Origin of the sequence: Ruegeria sp. HKCCD7221 (assembly GCF_013031225.1) — a bacterium.
Lineage (GTDB): Bacteria > Pseudomonadota > Alphaproteobacteria > Rhodobacterales > Rhodobacteraceae > Ruegeria.
Window position 1 is genome coordinate 54,984 of sequence record NZ_WPZE01000012.1, and the last position, 18,172, is coordinate 73,155.

The following is an 18,172-nucleotide window of genomic DNA, read 5'->3' on the forward strand; positions in this document are numbered from 1 at the left end:
CTTCAGTCCACGCATTCATTTCGCTTGCGTATTGCAAAGCATCGTCAGTTTAGGCCCGCACCTTGCTGGGGTGATGTTATTCCGGGTCTACGAAAGTTTTGATTTCCCAGCGCGCAAGACTTGCTGCCAGTTTCTTTCCAGGCGCAGCATCCGTCACCAATTGGTCCACGGACTGCGGCTCAAAACTCTGATGTGGTCCAGTTGTTTCGAATTTCTGGTGGACCATGGCGACCGTCGTCGAACTGCTCCGCTCGACAACAACCGAAGCCAGCTCGCTCTCGACTGCGCTTTGGTACTGAAACCCAAATTTGGAATCCAAGCCATCCGGGCTCAGGATGGCGATGTCATAGGTATAGCGGCGCGCCTGAGCTTCAGCGACAAAGCCGAAAGTCCCCATTTCGTCTTTCCTCATTTCACCGCCAAGCACGAACACACGATTCCCGTTATGTTCGAGAAGTTTGTGCGCAACATTCATCGAATTGGTGACAACCAGCAGGTTTCTTTTGACTCTAAGGGCTTCGGCCACGAAGACTGTCGTGCTGCCGACGTCCATAAACACAGTTGCGCCGTTCGGCACCAGGGGGGAAAGCGTCTTTGCAACCTTGAGTTTTTCATTGGTGAACGCGCCTAAGCGCTGGAAAAAACCGATTTCACCCTGTTCTTCCAGTAAACGTACCACCCCATGATTTCGTTCTACGATGCCCAACTTGGAAAGCGACTTAATGGTACGTCGAATGGTTTCTTCCGAAACACTCAGCACTTCTGCCAGCTCGATGTTGCGTGCGTGACCACCCAACTGGCGCAGAGCGCCTGTCAGCTGCAATTCTCTGGGAGAGAGTACCTTTTTCTGAGCCGCCATATCCAAACACCGCCATCAATCCACAAACACTTGCACCGATCCTAACATAAATACACAATTCTGTCGCTTTTGGCAAAATATTCCACAAAAATGAGGATATTTCCTCACTGACCCTTGCGACCATACGCACAAGCGATGGTTCCTTGACTTTCGTGTCGACAATTGGAAAGTCTGCTCGCGATCGCCTTCAAAAGCGCGGGGCACCCGAACGGTGTTATCCTGTTCGTTGTGTTTTCTACATTCGATTCGGCGTCTCGTGCGGCGATCTTGAAGAAATCAAAGCCAAGCGGGACGTATCGGTCGATCATACAACACTGAGTCAGTTTGCCCGCTTTTGCTCAACGCGGCCGCGACTTGGCCGTGAAAAAGCGATCAAATCACCCGGTCGTTCCCCCCGTCCAACGGTATTTGGGCACCGGTGGTCCTACGAAATCCCTCCCCGACCAGACTTAGCGCAGCCTTGGCAACATGATCCGAGGTAATTTCAGCTTTCATGAGGTTGCGGGTCTTGTAGGCTTCGACCGAAAGACCATAGCGTTTCGCGGATCGATCCAACGCTTCATCGGTCCAAAGGTCCGTATCGAAAACTGCATCCGGGTGCAGCGCGTTTACCGTGATCCCCGCTTCGGCCAATTCCAGCGCAAGAACCCGCATAAGCTGCGTCTGACCTGCCTTGGCGACGGAATAGGCTACCGCTCCGGCTCCGGGTGCAGGCACATTTCGCGACGCCATGAACAAAATCGACGGATCGAAGCCATGGCGCAGGTAGGGAATCGCGGCGCGCGCAAGGATCATGTGCGCGTCCTGATTGACCCGCATCGAACGCGACCAGTTGTCGTCGTTCATGTCTTCAACATGTGCGCCGGCAGTAAATATGCCCGCGTTCGAAATAAGGATGTCGAGGCCCCCGTAAGAGCGCGCGACGCGCGCCAGCGCATCTTTAACAGAAGAGGCGTCCGTCGCATCCACAACAACCCCTTCCAGCCCCGATGCAGAAAGCACTTCGGCAATTGCAGGGTTGATGTCAAAACCGACTACGACCGCGCCCGCGGCGTGCAGCTTTTGCGCAATGGCCCGACCAATGCCAGTAGCGGCTCCCGTGACTACCGCGATCTTGCCCGTCAGCTCCGGGCCTTTTGGTTGCTTTTTCAGCTTGGCTTGCTCTAACTCCCAATATTCCAGCCCGCGCAGATCAGCTTCGCTGAGACCCTGCCAACCACCGGTTTTGTCTGCATAGAGCAGGGTTTTGGCGGTTGTGCACGCAACATCGGCAGAAATATTGGCGCGCTTCAGATTTGGGCCAAAGCTGCGAATGTTGCCAGTGGTGCTGACCGCCCAATGTGGATTGAGTGGCAAGCGCTGCAATGTCTTATCGCACGCGCGGTCAAAATAGGCTTGGTAGTCACTCGCGAACCAGTGACATTTCTACTTGGTTGCAACACAGATAGCGAACGAGCGCTTGGCCAAATCTATGCCTAAGATGTGTATGTTTTCCATCGGTTATTCCTCCCTATCGCGACCCGCATTGGGTGCTCCGGATCAATATTAACCGGCAGGAGGGGCATCCAATCCATCAGCTTACACCCCGAAATCGCTCACTAAATCGCAAGATGTTGACTGAACGGTTCAGCAGTAACTTCCTCAAACCCTTCGTAGATGTCCAATACTTAGCCATCGAACTGAAGAACGGCACGTGCATCGAGGCTGTAGTTGGAAACCACTATCGCTGCACCATCATAAAAAGAAACATCACTAAGCCGTTCTTGTGCGTTTATCTCACCTTCGACCCAAAACGCGTCAAAAATTGATCTGAACTCGACACCCTTCGAATAAGCGACATGAATGATCTGATTTGGGGGCGGTGAAGGCGTGTGAACGCAAGATCCGGCAACCGGCACAAGAAGAAACTCGGTAACCATACCGCCTTCGAGCGTGAGTGGGACAATGTAACCTGGGATCATTATCGTCTTGCCAAGAATATGAGGGTTCGGGCCGCGACCATTTACGTTGTTTTGGGCAATGATCTTTCGGCGCTCTCGCATGAGGTTTTCCACATCAATCTTGTGTTTTGCGAGAAAGGCGGTTGCTGCATCGTGTTCCGCAATAAAGGTCTCATCTGAACGCTTATGTGCGCTGGACGTCTGCCAGCGCACATGTGTTCGCATGGCTTCTAGTTGTGGTGCCGACAGTGATGCGAACGGAGTTTCAAGCGATGTAAGCGGAGGTAAAAGTTCTTTCCAACTTACGGCCAAGTGTTTCTGAGTAGTTTCGCTTAAGCCAGAAACACCCGAGAATGCCGAGGCATCAATTGCGCGTGTATCGAGATTGATCCTTGGAGCCCCCGAAGGGGCGCGTCCAACTGAAGATTCAGGCGTATTCTGAGCAAATTCCGCTAGGCTGATCTGAGGGCATATCGTAATTGAAAGGCATGCAAAAAGGGTAAGTACGGTGCGTATCATGTCAGCGTTCCGGTTACATACAGTCATCGTTTCTTCACCATGCATTAATGCGAGCCGGCCCTTCATATCTTTGGGCAAACCACAAATTGCAGCTTTGTCCGCTTTATCGCTTTGGTCTCTGATCCGTATTCAGTTCCAGCATTTCTGCAGCCAATCAGAAAAAGAATGAAAGGCCAATTTTGACTTGCCTGTTCGGACCGCCTTCAGGTCTACGCTCTAGAACATAGTATCCCAAGCTCACATCCATAGCCGTTCCTTTGGCTTCGTTGATGATCGAGGTCTTGCCCGCAGTCAAACCCAGCGGAACGGCCCATGCTTCGTCACTTCCCGGGGCATTCCAGTTGTAGGAGATGACATTATTGTACCCAACGTACCAACCCTCACCCAGCCCATAGTTCAGAATGGGTTGAAGGATACTTACGCTGAAATCGTCTTCACCCCACATATGGGCGACGACGGCACCCCAGGAAAGTTCCCCTGCCTGCCCGAATACCACGAACGCAGGTCCAGCACCCCAGCCTGCACCGGCCAGTGCGTCATTCGTGTGGGTCGGCATGGAAACCTGTAACCCATATCCCAATGCAATCCCGCTTGCTCCTGGCGTCGGTGCATAAAACGCCTGCACTGTTGAATCACCGATGCCCCAGGTCAGATCGTCGTCAGGAGAAGGGTCGACTATACCGGGCGGCAGCACCGCACCTGGTTGAACACCCTGAATGGGAATGATCCCCCGCAGCACAAGCGAGGCATTCTCCAATGGAATCGAGTAAACCGGCTGTAGCTGAAAGTTATAACTGTCGTCGTCATTGGTTCCGGTCCTGAATGCGATTGTATTGTCTGTTATCAAAGCCTTCGTGTCCGCGAGCGGGTTTGCCGCCTTTCGCGCGGCCTGACACGCTGCGTCACAGGCGAACACATGATCCGGATGCGCAAGCAGAACTCCGGTCAGGAGCGCGGCAACGATGAAAACCCGATTTGTCATGAACAATCCCCTTTGATCTATCTTAGTGTTCCCCTGATCTACGTCCTAAGGCTTAGGGCTGTTGGGGACGATCCTGTGCTACGCCTGCAATTGGTCGACCAATCTCTGCGCCAATGCTTTCAAAGAGCTCTTGATGGCCATCTGAGAGAGGTGAAAGGGTGACAATCCGTTCAAACTGCGCAAGTTCCACCAATTTTGGTAGAAACGGTTCGATAAGTGTCTCATGTCGTGCGTGGGCCGCGGCATCAACGTAGCGTTCATAGCCATATACCGTTTCACCTACCCGGGCGAACTCATAAACCAAAAGCCCGTCATCCGTGGCAGACGCCACGACCATTTCCTTGGCAAGGGTATCGAAGGCCTGTGCGTTTTCATCAGGCACTTTCAGGATTGCAATAAAAGCCACTTCTTCCGCGAACGCAGCAGTTGCTGTCGCCAGAGTTGCGATCAGCCCCAAGACCGTGATATGGGGTCGAAAGTTCAATTCAGCCTCCATTCAATAGTACGGGTTATTTCTGATGATCTGAATTCCGATTGATACACCCCAAGGGCTCAGGAACGTCCGTAATTCCACCAAGTGAGCCCAATTCAGAAAGCCCGTAGGAGCGGACAGCGCTACAATGACACGCTGACCGCCATCACATTGTCAGATCCCATCGCGATGAGTGAACCGACCGTCCATCAGCGTGCCCAGCACCTTGATGTTCGAGATTTCACGTGGTTCGACGGCGGTAATGTCCTGATCGAGAACGACGAGGTCAGCATACTTGCCCACTTCGATTGAACCGATCTTATCCTGCATCGCCTGCTGCGCAGCAGGATAGATTGTGACTGCCTTCAGCGACTCTTCCAATGAGGCCGGCTTTCGGGATAACGGGAACGGCTTGCTGTCCGGGTTTAGCGGGTCTTGCAGCGTCATCGCAATTTCAACATTTAGGAGCGGACCGATCAAATCAATCGGTGCCGATGGTACGTCCGAGGAGATCGATACGTTATGCCCCAAAGCCATCAGCGAGGAATAGCGGGCAAAAATTGCTTCGACTTTGGCTCGACCCAACAATTCCAGGGCATTTACGTCCTGCGCCTCCCAATCGATATGAAAGAGCGGCGTTGTGTTTACCATGATATCGTTTTCGATAACGGTCTCATGATCCTGATCCGTTACCCAAAAATAGTGGTGTAGCAGATTGTTAGGGACGTCATAGCCGGCGCCGCGTGCGGTCATAATTGCTTCGACAGTATTACGTACTGTCTGAGATCCATCGACATGGGTGCCCACCGGAAGTCCGTTTTGGTTCGCTTGCAGGTACACCGATGTTATCATCGGGCCTTCAATGGCTGCCGCACCACGCGTTCCTGACCCATCGGCGTAATCGTCCAACATCCAGGCGGTTTTTGAACTCCAGTTCCCCTCTGGATGGATCTTGATGCCCCAGATGCGCAGCATGTCGCTGTCGTATTGCTCTCGCAGATCAAGCGTGTGTTGAACGATGTCGTCAGCAGTTGCGGTTGGGTCCTTGAATCCGGTGGCGACGAAAGTGCGGATCGAAAGTTCGTCTTTCTTTTCGAGCTCGTGCAAATGGGAAAGGACCAGTTTCTCGTCTTCCTTCACAAGCGACAGATCGGTGACCGTTGGCATGGCCATCAGGGGTATGTGAACGGCCGTTATCCCTGTTTTGACGGCCTGATCGTAAAGGTTCTTCTGAATGTCGGGAATTTCACCCGCCGGGTCCCAAGCGCCCGCATTTCTGAACGCCGCCGCCCATTGGAACTCGATGCCAATTCCAGTCTGATTTCCTTCCGCGTCACGCTGCCAAAACATCACGCCCGGCACCTGATCTTCTTCGTCAGGGCTGACCTGCCCCGCTTCGAAGGCCTTGGAGTTCATCCAGATATCGTGGATGGTGAAGTCAAGGATGAAGGCAGGGCGATCAGAAACTACTGAATCCAAATCTTCCTTTGTCGGCCAGCCCCCGTAGGCAACCTGATTGAACCCATAGCCCAGGATCAAATCTTCATCGGGGTTCGCTTCGGCGTATTCCTTGATCGTGGCCAATGCCTCTTCAAGGGTCTCAATGCCGAATAGACTGACACCACGTGACGTCCAACCTGATGCGACGATGTGATCGTGTCCCGAGACAAAGCCCGGCAACAGCGTGTCGCCTCCAAGGTCTAAAACCTCGGTGTTGTCGTCGATCAAAGCATCGGCTCCAGCGATGTCGCCAACGTAGGTAATCTCGTTGCCTGTGACGGCTACGGCCTGCGCGGTTGGCGCATCATCATTCATGGTAAGAACTGAAGCGTTGGTAAAAACCAGGTCTGCTGCCTGCGCGTACAGAGCCGTTGAGGAAACCAGTAGCGCTACAATAGAGAACGAAAGCTTTTTCATGATTAACTCCGAGAAGTTTAAACAGGTATTCAGATATTTGCGATTAACAGTGCATTCTGAGTTTGAAGTTGGCTATCCGATTTGTGCAAACTATTATGAATATTAGAATTCATCTCGCAGGAATGGGATGAACAGTCAGAGGTGTCATGTACCAGAGCGCCGAGATCCGCTCGATTGAAGACTTGCCCGTCTATAATGACGTGGAGTTCAACGCGACCGCGCTTTGCCCGCAGGGACCACGACTGACTTGGCAAAGCGCTAAGTTTGCAGATGTGGGCATACATATTGAGTCTTTGCGCTCTCGCGTGCGGTACCAGGAAATTCAGTACCACGACACAATCTACTACGGACTTTTTCTTCCGAACGGAGATCCAGTCCGTTTTCAAGGGCTTTTGTACCAAACCCCATTTATTGTTTGCTGGCAGGGTCTCGGGCCAACAGAGTTTGATTACGTGGTCGAGACTGGGACTCAAATCTATATGTTGGAGGTACCTCGGGCAGTTGCCGAACAACGTGGGTGGGCAGATTTCGAGGCACCCATTCGGCTGACAAAATCTGACGCCCTGAACAGCTATATACGCTCTTTGGAAACTTGCTTGATCCTGGGTCAGTCGAAATCCGCAACCAATCCAAATCCTGTGTTCAATGCACTTGCCCAAGAGCTTGAACGCCTGATGGGCGATGCCCTTTTCTGTTCGGGTCGTGAAGAGGTTTTCAGCAAATCGGATCATGGCCATTGGAAAATCGTCACTGCCGCGGAAGCGCTTCTGATGGACGATAACAATGCCGGAATAACTATTCAGGAACTTTGTCGCTTGCTTGGGGTGCCCAGGCGGTCGCTATACGCTGCGTTCGAAAAACAGATAGGGCTTGGTCCGGGTAAATTTCAGACACTTATTCGATTGCATCGCCTCAGATCGCTGCTTCTAAATACGCCATATGAGAAAGGTGTCGTGTCTAAACTTGTTGGGGAAGCAGGCTTCAATCACTTTGGTCGAACATCTGTTGCCTATCGTCGGTTCTTTGGAGAGTCGCCGATTGACACAGTTAAGCGATCCTGACTCGCAGAAAAAAGAAAGATCTTAGTTATCAAACTATTAGCGCCTCTTCAAACTGTTATAATACCGTAAATTACCTGCTAATTGCTCCACTCTGTACCGATATCTGAATTGCAGAAACGAAGAGTGGAGCAATCAGATGTCCAACTACAAGAAACTTGTTACGCTGCGGGCTCTCTATCCCTCAACAACCGCAGCAGCTCAAAATCTGGTTATGCGGGCCGCAGAATTGAAGCGGGCGCGCGAATATCAAATCCGTATCGAACTTAACGGTACTTTTACTGCGCAAGTCGCCTTCGAAAACGCAATGAAGGAAACCCTGCTTTGGGCTGCGCGTGAATCCCGCGAACTCAGCTCTGAGCGACTGTTCAAGTTCACGATGAGTATTTTCGCACAATTCTCGTTGGAATACCCCAGCTGGTACAAGGTGCTCCCGGAAATATCGGATTATCTACTGGACCTCACCAGTTCAGAATCCTCGAAACTTGATGACGCGGTGGAGCAGGTAAAAAGAGAACATTCGTCGAAAAAGCGGAAGTTGGAAGCATCGAAGGATCAGCATCTTGTCTTTCCTTTGTACGCAAACTCGCCTTCTTCCCCTTTCAACCATGCTGTTCAGTGAGGCAAACCGATGTCCGCAAAATACAATCATAAACACCGCATACCAGCTGCAATTCTGACAATTATTCTTGCAGCATTCACCGCGCCGGCCATGGCCGCCGATTGGAACAACAGCTACATCGGCATCAAGTTCGGCTATGGAGAGCTTGAAAATGGCTTAAGCCATGACAATGGTCTTATCGGATTTCAACTCGGGCGAGATTGGGAAGCCTCAAACTGGGTGGGGGGCATCGCAATCGACGCCAACCATCTAAACTTCGCCTGTGATTGCGGCGATCCAGACACACTCACGCGTATCAGGCTGCGTGGAGGATATGCCTTTGGCAACACCTTGGCCTACGTGACCGCCGGGCCCGCATACGTCTGGGGCGGAGACGTTAATGACCGTTGGGGTTCTTCAATTGGTGCCGGACTGGAACACCGATTATCTGACGGCGTTTCGATATTTGGTGAGATCACACAAGAAAGGTTTGACAATTCCGATGGTGAGTTCGACCTGGAATCGACAACTGCTACGTTTGGGGTCAACTACCGCTTCTGACGCTCAGCCCAGCACAACCTGACCCCGGCAAATCGCAAGAAATGTATTAGCCGGGGTTTAGCAATGTAAGAGCGTCGTCAAGTGGCACACGAATTGCCGCCCACAAACAATCGAGTATTATCCCGCATCAGGACCGCTGCGCACTTAAAGGGAAATGCTCATGGGCGTCGATAACGCATGGCTACGGCATTTTGCCAGGATGTTCGAGGAACGGCTGTCAGATGCCCGTGCCTTTAAAAACGCTTTACAGGACTCCGGTTTGACGCGCAGCGATCTGAGTGAGCCTTCGAAACTCATTGACCCTTACAAAGAAGGTCAGTTTGTCCGCCTGGCTTGCGATCACCTAAAGATGCCAGCCTTTGCTACGATCGCCGGATTGGATTTCAATTCACCGCGAGACATCGTTTGGTACATCTTAAAGTATTCACAAAATCTAAGAGAAGCGATTGAAAATGCATCATATTATGGCGCTTTGATTGATGACACAATTGGCTATTCCCTTGTTGTATCGGGAAATCATGCCTCCCTTCAGCTGCAAATCGTTGACGGAGGTCTCACTAAATTTCACAGGAGGACCGAGTTTCTTATCTTCTCGGCGATCTCTCTGGTGCGCATTATCACAAAAACCCAACTCTACCCATTAGAGGTTCGGTTTCAGCATGTAGTCAAATCCGCAGGGCCCGAAATACAAAAAGCCGCTGGCTGCGCCATTTCCTTTGGCTCCGAAAGAACAGAAGTTATCTTACCGCTTTCATCTCTTGATCTGCCAATTCCAAGCTACGACCCGGCTCTTAAAAAGCATCTAACTGATTACGGGGACAACCTGTTGAAAGAGAGGGTGGGCCGAAAGTCGGGCATCCGCAATAGGGTCGAAGCCCTATTGCTGAACGAACTGCCGGGGCGGATTCCAAATCTACAACAGGTAGCAACCGATCTGGGGCTCAGCTCGCGATCACTATCGCGGCGTCTAAGCGAGCAAGGTTTGAAATTTCGCCAAATTGTCGATGACATCCGGTGCGATCTTGCCCAAACATATCTGAAAGACGGCTTCACAATAGGTGAGATTGCGTTTTATCTGGACTTTGCGGGACAGGCGGCATTCTCAACTGCCTTCAAGCGCTGGACAGGTTTAACACCGCGGCAGTTTCAACTGCAAAAAACCTGAAAGGCCCTGTATTGCCGTCTACATTAGTTTTCGGGGCACGATTGGGGCGCACCCCTTACAGGTTAGTGAATCGACGGAACCGGGGTGATCGCGCAGTCTGAAATCTGCGGCGCTTTCCACAAAACAAATTCGTTCTGGTCGCAATCATCGATGACCAGAGCCACTGCATGTTTTGAAATTTTGGTTTCGAGAATGACCGGAGTTTTGTTTGTAAGACAACCAAACCTGGTCGCATAATCCAATGCAGCGTCAAAGCTGGTTGTCCAAGATAGTCCAACTTCTTTACCAAGACTTTGCCCGCGAAATATCGAAATTTCCATGGGAAGCAGGCGCCACTCAGCGGTAGGTGTCCAACTTGACTTACGTTTTTCTGCTCCCATAGCGTGAACAAACATAGTGTGGTCGATTTTTTCAAACCCACCCCACAAGATTTGCAACAAGGGCCAAAAGTCCCAGTTGGAGATTTCATTTTCAAGAAGCATTTCGACCACGGCATCTGCGCGTTGGTCGGCTTCATAATGTCTGTTCAAATGCATGCTGATTACTTCAACGGCACTGATCGCTTCGGTCTTCATGACTGACGCTCCGACTTTGTATCTGCAATTGGCAACGCACCTTAAAAGGTACTGTGATCCAATATTGGAGGTGGCGATCCGGTTCCTCATTCGAAAATGAGCCAAAATTTTCGTTTTATCTGCCAAGCTGAGGTAAATCGCAAAAAATTTACAAGATTTATAGATTTGGATTCCATCAGGGAATCTTACGTCCGAACATTATCTTTAGCTCGAAGTTGAGCGCGACGCTAAAACCTGAGGCCCAAGCCTATGGAAAATCCGTCAAAATCCTCGGCGATTACACCATTCAGCATGATCCGCCCGGCTTGCACCGATGGAATACCAACTCGGCTTGTGTCAATCTCGATGCCGACGCCGGCAGTTGCCAACCAATCAGTGTCCAGAACCTTTGCGGCATCCCCATGATAATATACCAGCCCAGCGTCCAGAACGAGGAGAGTGGCCAAGTTGAAGAACCTGACATCCTTCAAAGGATAGCGATGGCGAGAAAATAGCGTCGTTTGGTTGGAGCTGGCCTTGGCCCCACCGGCCTGTGGTTCGTCAATTGGGTGAAACTCTAGAAACGTTTGGCGCAATCGGTATTCTGCCTGCCAAAGGCCAATTTGTGCTTCCTTGAATACGGCGACAGATGCCCCTAGTCCCAGTGCATTCAGGTTTCCGTCAACTGAATCCGCAGACCCCGAATTGACTGGAAGCAACGGGAAGTCGATAATTGAAGCATCAGCCGTAACGTGGCCGAGTGATACATGCCCGACCGGACGAATGCGCCAGTCATTTTTTAACGGAAATTCCCAGCCTACACCGAAGGTTGCCGCCACGCTTGCCCAGGTTACATCTACATCGACACCAGGTGCAATTTCTGGAAAGAAAAGCACCGGGTTGTATTTCTGATAAGCCACAAGCCCTTCAAGATATAGGCCATTTTCGAGTGGGTGATACCCGCCTCGGAGCTGGGTTGATCTAAGGCTTTTTGTATCGCCAGTCGCCCTCAGAAAAGAAAAAGAGGACATTGTTTCGTTTGGCGTGGCAGCAATACTCAAAACTGACAATGCTGCGCGTGCCGCGGCTTCTGAGGCATCTGGATCAGTGCTTTGCGTTGTCGCTGCAGAGCCTACACCCATAGCCAAAGTCACCGCGCAGGCACGATCTAATCTCATTTTGCCCATGAAGGTAAACGTATTACCAAATGACCCCATCACACCGGTTAAAATGCGTAGGCAAGCGACAGCAGGGTCGCGAAGCCTTCCGTCGTGTTTCGGTTGTCAAATTCCTTCCCTATACGCAAAGCGAATTGAGCACCTGGGAAGGCTTTGGGTTTCCAGACACCTTCGGCTCCGACCAGATTGATCTCATATTTTGAGGGATTACCTCCGGGCGTCCCGCTTTGCCTTGAAACCTGGAATGACCTTGCTGCTAAAAGCCCCAGATTGAAGCCCCGGGCGACTTCTTTTCCGAAAGCAAACTCTAATGACAGTACGTCACCTGGGCGAATATCGGTAGTTTTCTGGCGTCCGAACGTTTCGTAACGTGCCTGAAACGTTGCCGCCCAAGGCAGGCTTGCATCCTGCTTCCATGTTGATCCTACGAACAGCATGTGGCTCCACAGACCCTTGCCGGTGTTGGTGCTTCCACCCGCTTCAAATTCTCCGGTTGGGGCCCAAAAGGTGTAGGACGTTTGAAAGTGCCAGTTATTGTGATGCCACCCCAGCGCGATCGGTGTGATAACTGTGTCTCCCAGATGATAATCTGTCCCTGATCCAGGTTCAGGCCGTAATACCTGATCCCTGTATGTCAGGACGACGCCTGCCCCATAATCGGCACCCAGTATCCTGACTTCCCGAAAAACATATCTGAAAGTCAACCGGGCCGCGTTGACTGTTGGCGTCGATGCACCGATGTCATTTTCGTCATCATCGACATATCGTTGGATGTAGTAGTTGATCCACCCGTTTTCGATCACCCTGGTTCCCTGGGGTGGCAAAACAGCAGAGGTTTGTCCCAGTCCGGCACCCAGCCCGTAATTTCCTGCAACTGGAAATTGAGCCGCTGCCGTGCCGCCGATAATCGAAACTGCAATGAATGTCAGAGTGCCGAGGACTGCCGAAACATGTGTCGAAACACGAAAAAATGCACATGCTGATTTTGTAGATGTGAGAACATTCCAAAACCACTTCATAATTGAGCACCCCGCCGCCTATGTAAGGCGATCATAGTCAAATTTGTTTATTTGTTAATAGGCGGTGACTTGCTCGCCACGGTCGTCAACTGTTTCCGTTTGAAACGATTGAGCAGCGCCTGAGCATTTCACAGCGACATATGTGCGCTACAGTTCCAGGTTGTTATGCAAGGATACATTTCCCCTGCCCGTCCAATAGCCTCGCGCTCACGTTTTATCGTATGATCTAACAAGTACATTGATACGCTTGACCAGTATCTGCGAAAATACCGTACTACAGAGCCGCTTCCCTTCGCGCCCTTCAAAATCCCACTCGAATTGGACCGATTGAATGACAGTCGCAAAATCCCCAAAAAAAGCACCACGACGAGCAGCAACATTGGTAATGGCCGTGATTGGGGCCAGTTTATTCCTGCTCTTCCTTTCTCGCGACCTTCCCGGCGGGTTGGGTGACGATTGGGCAAAACAGAACTTCGGGCTTGTGATACGCTATGTTATCGCAATGACCATAGGTGGGGCCTTCATGGGGTTTCTGCTCGCTCCAATGTTTGGTCGTTCAGGCGTTGGAGGATGGGTCACAGCATTGGTTGGCGGACTTTTGTCAACATTCATTGCAGGCGCGTTCGGCAGCTTTTTTGGATTGTTGCCTGACCTCCTTTCCGATGGCTGGCAGGCAAGTGACCTCGTTTCAATATTATTTGGGTTTGCGGTTTTGCCACTTGCCGCTGCCGAAAATATCAGCTCGTCTTTGATTTGGCTGGTAATGGTGATTGCGGCACATGTTCTTTCCCTCTTCGAGCGCAGAAAGAACACGGTGTACCAATGATGCTTGTTGGCCCTGAAAGCTCAACACTAAGGTCAGGACCATAACCAATAAATGACGATTGCGGCGCTGCTACGATAAAACCAAAAGGCGCTATTAGATGAATGATATATGGATCATTGCAATACCTATACTGCTTGTTGACGTGGTCAGCCCAGTCCTTTTGGCAGCGACTGCTATCGCGTTAACCGGCGCGAAGCCGATTGCAAGCAGTCTTGCACTGATACTAGGGCATACGGCTGCATATTTTTTGGTTGGAGTTTTGATAGTTTACGGGTTGGCAGAGTTCATTGCTCCGGTGGTAGACTTTGTCATTGATACATTCGTGAATCCGATACCAATTTACTTTGTAATTGGGTTTCTACTGGGAATAGTCTTTCTTACACTTGCATTTACGTTAAGCATAAATGCTTCAATGAAGAAGCAATCGGGCAAGTCTGAAGCCATCCGGCAGAAAGATGGAGTTCTGCCGTCATTCGTCATGGGCGCAAGCATCTGCTTGGTTGGGATACCGTTCGCGGTTCCTTACTTTGGTTTCATCAATGAAATGTATCGTTTTAACGTTCAGTCCAAGATAGTCGGATTGCTGATCTACAATATCGCCTTCGCCATACCATTTCTGTTGGTTCCGCTGGCTTACAAACTAATGGGGGTCTCAATCGTTGATAGTCTAAAGTCATTCAACCGATTCATCAGCACTACCGCGTCTTGGCTTATACCCCTTTTGTTTGGAGTTTTAGGTTGTGCTTATATCGTTGATGCAATTAAGTATTTTTTGACCGGTTCCGGGCTGGTGTAAAATCGGGCACGAGAAACTCATAATTGGTTTCGCTCAATCAGCAGACGAAGTCTCATCTCCGGTGTGTACATGCACGTCCATCTGCGGATAAGCGATAAAGATTCCTTTGTTTTGTAAGCGTGTTTTTCCAATCTCTGTCAGATCCCAAAGAACATCCCAGTAATCATCAGTTCGCACCCACGGTCTGCAAAAAACGTTCACGGATGAAGGCCCCAGTTCACCGACAAACACCCGCGTTTCTGGGCTTTTCAGACAACGCTTGTCTTCTTCCACCATTTCGTAAAGGGTCGCCTTCGCGCTTTCGATGTCATCTTTGTATCCAATCCCAAATACAAGATCGACGCGCCGCACACGGTACTTGGTAAGGTTTTCCATAGACCCCTGCCAGATGAACTGATTTGGGATCTGAACAAGGCGATTGTCAAAAGTTCTGAGCTTTGTCGAAATCACATTCACGTCGATAACTGTTCCCACGATCTGATTGATCGAAATAACGTCGCCTTTTGAATAGGGATTAGTCGCTTGAAGCAGAAAACCACCAATCACACTTTGAAAAAGATTCTGCATCATGAAGGCTATCAGAAATCCAAAACCACCGATAACGGCAGTTGTGACACCGATATTTACGCCGAGCCCCCACAGGGCTAAGAGAAATCCAAGTAGTAGAATGCCCCAGCGCACAACATTCGGCACGACGACTGCCGCAATTTCATTTTCTTCATCTCGATTTCGGAGCCATCTGCCAGACACTCTTTTTAGAATGCTCCCGAGAATGAAAGCTGCGATAAGAACTGCAATCGCTTGAAATAGACCGCTTAGCGCCCTAAGCCCCCCCTTACCAGATCGCACCCAGTCCCACGATAGATGTGCGATTGTGGCCCATTGGTACGACAGCATAAGCTCGCCTATGAAGCCTCTGATGAAGTCCTCGTGCTTTTTCACTTCCTCTTCCGGCCCACCTTTACGGGCCAAAGCGTAAACCACGATCATGTAATTTTGAAAGTAACCTATATTCTCTTGGTTTACCGCTTTGATTTCTGCAACAAGTTCAGGGACTTGATCATCTGCCACGGTTTCCAATCGTGTTACACCCTCGGCTATTCTAGCCAGATTAGTTTGGACGCGGCGCTGCCAAATGTCGGCAATTTCTGTAAGATCTTCTACGCCCAACGCAACCAAATGCCGAGCGAGTACTTTTTCGTGTACACTTGGATCACTCGAAATAGAAATTGAGTGCTGATACGGATCCAAATGATCCAATTGTTGTGCTCGTGCCTCCTCAATAAACAAAGACGAAAGCAACGCAAAAGACAAAACGGAAGCTACTATTGAAGCCGTTGTTCTGGCCACATTCCAGAGATTGAATTGCGTCATGTATTCGCTCACACGGGTTCAGTCCATCTTCGCAATCAATGGCACGCCTACTGCAGGAATTCCTATCGCGTTGACTGGTCCTTCAGATTAGGGGCGAAGTGCATCAACTTATCAATACCTTACTATGAAAGAATTTTTCCACAATTCTGTTGTAGAGAGATAGCTCGAACCAGCGATTTTCTTTGATTGAGTGTTCGTGATGTATCCCCGTTGGATAGGGCTGAATGAGCGATAGTGGCTAACTGCGGTTATCGTTAGTGGTTTGAAGACAATACATATTCTTAGCGAACACGATATGAGTTACGGAGGGCCTGGAATAACGCCTTCCTCTTGTAGCACGTGCAGTATTCCTATGATTGTAGCAGTGCTGGTATCAATGGATCCCTTAAGATAGGCTCCTAAACCGCCATCTCCTATTTCACGTGGACCGCCGGATTCATACACCGGATCCAAAGGCTCGAACTCCTCGGGAAAAGCCGGGCAAAAAGGTCGTTCGCTTAAAAAGCGCCCGGCGACTTCCAACAAAATAGCTCGCAGTGCCTCGACATCTTCGACGAACCCCTCAATATCCCGCAATTGCTCAAGGGGTTGAACAACTGCGTCTACAAGCTCGTATGTGACACACTTGTCGCTAAACCGAGCTGTAGCTGAAGCCGAGAAACCAAAAATCCACCTATCTGTCGGATCGCCACGCGCAAAGACGTTCTCCCTTGTTTTGGTGCATTCAAAGAACTGAGTATCAAGTTTCCCACTGAGAGAGACAATTTCGCCTTGTGCCTCAACCACAAACTCACTGAGGTCGGTTCGGCTGCCGCAAGAGTCCAGGATCGGCTCTTCAGCTAGCAGGTCAGGCAATCGGGTCTGCAGATCGCTAAAGTCAAGCACGGCTTCGACACCAACACGAGTTGGTGAAACCGCCGTCATAATCAGGTTGAGACCGTAATCAATCTCTGTTGCGCCGACGACCAGAGTGTCCTCTATGTCAAATTCTGCTTGCTGTGCGGCGGAATGGGAAACAAGGCCGATGCTGCCAAAGAGAAACACCGCAAAATGTGTGTACCTCATTGCTGTCCCTCAATAATATCGCTCAGCTCCATTACGCTGAGCAGGTTGACAAGTGTGGTTGCGTCCGTGTCGATCGACCCCTGAATTTCAGCACCAATGCCACCTTCACCAATTTCAAGCGCTCGGACGAGTGTGGCTTTCGGTGACACCGGCTTCAGTTCCTTGGGAACCGTCAGGCAAATTGGGTTGGCATCAAAATAGTTCTCGGCTTGTTCGAGAATTTCTGTACGTGCCTCTTCAATTACTCCAAACATTTTTGCGATAAAGCCTGTAAATCCCCTAGGATCCAATTCAAGCTCAACGACAGAAAAGCGTACACATTGTGCTTCGACGAAAGCCTCGACCTTGGCTTTGGTGTCGATTTCTTGCGTCAGCCAAAGACCTCCACGTTCTTCGCCCGAAGCATTCTGGCTACAGGAAAAAAATCGAACAAACATCGATCCGCGCAATTCGACGTGATCTTCGATCGCCTCCGTCTCATGGATCTTAACCGACACTTCTCGCGAGCAACTATCGTCATAGACCCCTGATGCCAGTTCCGGGAACCGTGCCTGAATTGCCCTCAGGTCAGCCATGGCAGTCACACGTAGGCGGGTTTCGGTCGCAGGGCTCAACCCTATGAAAAATGCAACATTAAACACCTCATTGCCGACAGGGACTTCACTGGGCAGTAGAAATTCGATGTCGCCTTTGTATTTCGACGGGTCAATTCCCTCCCCATTCTTTACGGCGGCCAACAATCTCTGAGGATTCAGTTCGCCTGACGGTTTAGGTCTTTCACGTTCACAAGCTCCAAGTATGGTGAATAGAACAAAGACTAAAATCATGACTGGTGCTGCCCGTTTCACTTTGTCGAATATGACCAAGTTAGACAAACGTCGTAATCCTGTCCTGAAGGTGAAAACCATTCTACATGAAATAGTTGAGACCAATTGGCTAGTCGAGAAAAATCGGCGATCCGCCTGACCTTGAGTTTGCTTCAACAAAGTAACTGCCCTCAAATCAAAACAATTCCCAAAACCCGAATCCACACGTGAAAAGATGATCTGTTGGTTCAGGTACTACCGTGTTGCGGAGGCATCTGTGTCCACCGTCCACATTTTCTCACATTCTGCCGTAACCCAAACCACAACCGAAACCGCAACAATTGACATGGTGATGTCCTAGCCTATCCTCGCGACCCGACCCAATTCAAAGGGTCAAACTGGTGGGTGCTGAACATTAATTTGGGGGGTGTTGTCACGTTAACCGTCGTTCGGTTGCTCATGCTTGGATTTGGACATAGG

The 18,172-nt window shown here is 50.4% G+C and carries 18 protein-coding genes; 6 read left to right on the forward strand and 12 right to left on the reverse strand.

Annotation, left to right across the window (positions count from 1 at the left end):
• Positions 1 to 76 precede the first annotated feature (76 nt).
• The 6 genes from GOX73_RS19590 to GOX73_RS19615 form a co-directional block, all read right to left on the reverse strand.
• Complete coding sequence (locus GOX73_RS19590; protein ID WP_171126973.1) at positions 77 to 859, reverse strand: DeoR/GlpR family DNA-binding transcription regulator; 783 nt, start codon at positions 857 to 859, stop codon at positions 77 to 79.
• A gap of 372 nt (positions 860 to 1,231) precedes the next feature.
• Complete coding sequence (locus GOX73_RS19595; RefSeq protein WP_254429261.1) at positions 1,232 to 2,215, reverse strand: SDR family oxidoreductase; 984 nt, start codon at positions 2,213 to 2,215, stop codon at positions 1,232 to 1,234.
• A 311-nt stretch (positions 2,216 to 2,526) separates the two neighbouring features.
• Positions 2,527 to 3,318 carry a DUF3299 domain-containing protein gene (locus GOX73_RS19600; protein ID WP_171126974.1) on the reverse strand — a complete coding sequence of 264 codons (792 nt, stop codon included), beginning with the start codon at positions 3,316 to 3,318 and terminating at the stop codon, positions 2,527 to 2,529.
• A gap of 154 nt (positions 3,319 to 3,472) precedes the next feature.
• Positions 3,473 to 4,300, reverse strand: coding sequence for a hypothetical protein (locus tag GOX73_RS19605; protein ID WP_171126975.1), 828 nt, complete (start codon positions 4,298 to 4,300; stop codon positions 3,473 to 3,475).
• A 52-nt stretch (positions 4,301 to 4,352) separates the two neighbouring features.
• Entirely contained in the window at positions 4,353 to 4,784 is a 432-nt protein-coding gene (locus GOX73_RS19610; protein ID WP_170481709.1) for a putative quinol monooxygenase, read from the reverse strand.
• 162 nt (positions 4,785 to 4,946) lie between these two features.
• Positions 4,947 to 6,689 carry an amidohydrolase gene (locus GOX73_RS19615; protein WP_171126976.1) on the reverse strand — a complete coding sequence of 581 codons (1,743 nt, stop codon included), beginning with the start codon at positions 6,687 to 6,689 and terminating at the stop codon, positions 4,947 to 4,949.
• A 146-nt stretch (positions 6,690 to 6,835) separates the two neighbouring features.
• On the opposite strand from GOX73_RS19615, the gene GOX73_RS19620 reads away from it, so the two are divergent.
• The 4 genes from GOX73_RS19620 (at position 6,836) to GOX73_RS19635 (ending at position 10,074) form a co-directional block, all read left to right on the forward strand.
• Positions 6,836 to 7,750 carry a helix-turn-helix domain-containing protein gene (locus GOX73_RS19620; protein ID WP_171126977.1) on the forward strand — a complete coding sequence of 305 codons (915 nt, stop codon included), beginning with the start codon at positions 6,836 to 6,838 and terminating at the stop codon, positions 7,748 to 7,750.
• A gap of 136 nt (positions 7,751 to 7,886) precedes the next feature.
• Complete coding sequence (locus tag GOX73_RS19625; protein ID WP_171126978.1) at positions 7,887 to 8,369, forward strand: hypothetical protein; 483 nt, start codon at positions 7,887 to 7,889, stop codon at positions 8,367 to 8,369.
• 9 nt (positions 8,370 to 8,378) lie between these two features.
• Positions 8,379 to 8,909 (forward strand): outer membrane protein, encoded by a 531-nt coding sequence (locus GOX73_RS19630; protein WP_171126979.1) that lies wholly within the window; start codon positions 8,379 to 8,381, stop codon positions 8,907 to 8,909.
• Positions 8,910 to 9,069: 160 nt separating this feature from the next.
• A complete protein-coding gene (locus GOX73_RS19635) occupies positions 9,070 to 10,074 on the forward strand; it encodes an AraC family transcriptional regulator (RefSeq protein ID WP_171126980.1) in 1,005 nt (334 codons plus the stop codon).
• 62 nt (positions 10,075 to 10,136) lie between these two features.
• Here the strand turns inward: GOX73_RS19635 and GOX73_RS19640 are convergent, their stop codons facing one another.
• The 3 genes from GOX73_RS19640 to GOX73_RS19650 all read right to left on the reverse strand — a co-directional run bounded on the left by GOX73_RS19640 (position 10,137) and on the right by GOX73_RS19650 (position 12,825).
• Positions 10,137 to 10,649 (reverse strand): hypothetical protein, encoded by a 513-nt coding sequence (locus GOX73_RS19640; protein WP_171126981.1) that lies wholly within the window; start codon positions 10,647 to 10,649, stop codon positions 10,137 to 10,139.
• 227 nt (positions 10,650 to 10,876) lie between these two features.
• The gene (locus tag GOX73_RS19645) at positions 10,877 to 11,548 is read right to left on the reverse strand and encodes a hypothetical protein (protein WP_348540164.1); all 672 of its coding nucleotides are present in this window, start codon (positions 11,546 to 11,548) and stop codon (positions 10,877 to 10,879) included.
• A gap of 305 nt (positions 11,549 to 11,853) precedes the next feature.
• Complete coding sequence (locus tag GOX73_RS19650; RefSeq protein WP_171126983.1) at positions 11,854 to 12,825, reverse strand: transporter; 972 nt, start codon at positions 12,823 to 12,825, stop codon at positions 11,854 to 11,856.
• A gap of 331 nt (positions 12,826 to 13,156) precedes the next feature.
• Between GOX73_RS19650 and GOX73_RS19655 the strand changes: the two genes are divergently transcribed.
• Positions 13,157 to 13,651: a hypothetical protein gene (locus tag GOX73_RS19655; RefSeq protein ID WP_171126984.1), complete on the forward strand. Its 495-nt coding sequence runs from the start codon at positions 13,157 to 13,159 to the stop codon at positions 13,649 to 13,651.
• Positions 13,652 to 13,748: 97 nt separating this feature from the next.
• A complete protein-coding gene (locus GOX73_RS19660; protein WP_171126985.1) occupies positions 13,749 to 14,447 on the forward strand; it encodes a hypothetical protein in 699 nt (232 codons plus the stop codon).
• A 33-nt stretch (positions 14,448 to 14,480) separates the two neighbouring features.
• On the opposite strand, the gene GOX73_RS19665 is transcribed toward GOX73_RS19660, so the two are convergent.
• The 3 genes from GOX73_RS19665 to GOX73_RS19675 form a co-directional block, all read right to left on the reverse strand.
• Positions 14,481 to 15,821, reverse strand: a complete 1,341-nt coding sequence (locus GOX73_RS19665) for a mechanosensitive ion channel family protein (protein WP_171126986.1) — start codon at positions 15,819 to 15,821, stop codon at positions 14,481 to 14,483.
• Positions 15,822 to 16,121: 300 nt separating this feature from the next.
• Positions 16,122 to 16,886 carry a hypothetical protein gene (locus GOX73_RS19670; protein ID WP_171126987.1) on the reverse strand — a complete coding sequence of 255 codons (765 nt, stop codon included), beginning with the start codon at positions 16,884 to 16,886 and terminating at the stop codon, positions 16,122 to 16,124.
• Positions 16,883 to 17,761, reverse strand: a complete 879-nt coding sequence (locus tag GOX73_RS19675) for a hypothetical protein (RefSeq protein ID WP_171126988.1) — start codon at positions 17,759 to 17,761, stop codon at positions 16,883 to 16,885. The genes GOX73_RS19670 and GOX73_RS19675 overlap by 4 nt, the downstream gene beginning before the upstream one ends.
• Positions 17,762 to 18,172 lie beyond the last annotated feature (411 nt).

What these genes read in the sequence shown, in the direction of transcription:
- GOX73_RS19590 (WP_171126973.1), bottom strand. Translation starts at nt 859, where the DNA reads ATGGCGGCTCAGAAAAAGGTACTCTCTCCCAGAGAATTGCAGCTGACA.
- GOX73_RS19600 (WP_171126974.1), bottom strand. Translation starts at nt 3,318, where the DNA reads ATGATACGCACCGTACTTACCCTTTTTGCATGCCTTTCAATTACGATA.
- GOX73_RS19605 (WP_171126975.1), bottom strand. Translation starts at nt 4,300, where the DNA reads ATGACAAATCGGGTTTTCATCGTTGCCGCGCTCCTGACCGGAGTTCTG.
- GOX73_RS19615 (WP_171126976.1), bottom strand. Translation starts at nt 6,689, where the DNA reads ATGAAAAAGCTTTCGTTCTCTATTGTAGCGCTACTGGTTTCCTCAACG.
- GOX73_RS19620 (WP_171126977.1), top strand. Translation starts at nt 6,836, where the DNA reads ATGTACCAGAGCGCCGAGATCCGCTCGATTGAAGACTTGCCCGTCTAT.
- GOX73_RS19625 (WP_171126978.1), top strand. Translation starts at nt 7,887, where the DNA reads ATGTCCAACTACAAGAAACTTGTTACGCTGCGGGCTCTCTATCCCTCA.
- GOX73_RS19630 (WP_171126979.1), top strand. Translation starts at nt 8,379, where the DNA reads ATGTCCGCAAAATACAATCATAAACACCGCATACCAGCTGCAATTCTG.
- GOX73_RS19635 (WP_171126980.1), top strand. Translation starts at nt 9,070, where the DNA reads ATGGGCGTCGATAACGCATGGCTACGGCATTTTGCCAGGATGTTCGAG.
- GOX73_RS19640 (WP_171126981.1), bottom strand. Translation starts at nt 10,649, where the DNA reads ATGAAGACCGAAGCGATCAGTGCCGTTGAAGTAATCAGCATGCATTTG.
- GOX73_RS19650 (WP_171126983.1), bottom strand. Translation starts at nt 12,825, where the DNA reads ATGAAGTGGTTTTGGAATGTTCTCACATCTACAAAATCAGCATGTGCA.
- GOX73_RS19655 (WP_171126984.1), top strand. Translation starts at nt 13,157, where the DNA reads ATGACAGTCGCAAAATCCCCAAAAAAAGCACCACGACGAGCAGCAACA.
- GOX73_RS19660 (WP_171126985.1), top strand. Translation starts at nt 13,749, where the DNA reads ATGAATGATATATGGATCATTGCAATACCTATACTGCTTGTTGACGTG.
- GOX73_RS19665 (WP_171126986.1), bottom strand. Translation starts at nt 15,821, where the DNA reads ATGACGCAATTCAATCTCTGGAATGTGGCCAGAACAACGGCTTCAATA.
- GOX73_RS19670 (WP_171126987.1), bottom strand. Translation starts at nt 16,886, where the DNA reads ATGAGGTACACACATTTTGCGGTGTTTCTCTTTGGCAGCATCGGCCTT.